At 60.2% G+C, this 236-nt stretch carries 1 protein-coding gene; it reads right to left on the bottom strand.

Annotated elements, in window-relative coordinates; translation table 11 throughout:
• A partial coding sequence (locus tag AC0IW7_RS25025; RefSeq protein ID WP_471821555.1) for a helicase-related protein occupies window positions 1-236 on the bottom strand: 236 nt, incomplete at both ends.

Here is a 236-nt window from a genome sequence, read left to right as displayed (position 1 = left end):
ACGCTATGCGGCAGCGACGACAAAAACACCGTTGATAGGTCACCGATGTCGATACCCATCTCAAGGGTGGGCGTGGCGACGAGGACGTTTGGAGCCGAGGGGTCCTCTGAGCCGTCCTTGAATCCATTCTCGTACTTCAGCCGTCGCTTGTCCGTGAGCATCGAGGTATGCTCGCGGGCGACGATGCGGCGCGGGTCCCCAGCACTGTAGAAGGTGCGATAAAAGTTGTCCGGCGC

The sequence above is a fragment of the Pseudomonas sp. AC229 genome (assembly GCF_979254655.1).
This window is presented reverse-complemented; position numbering and strand designations above follow the sequence as displayed.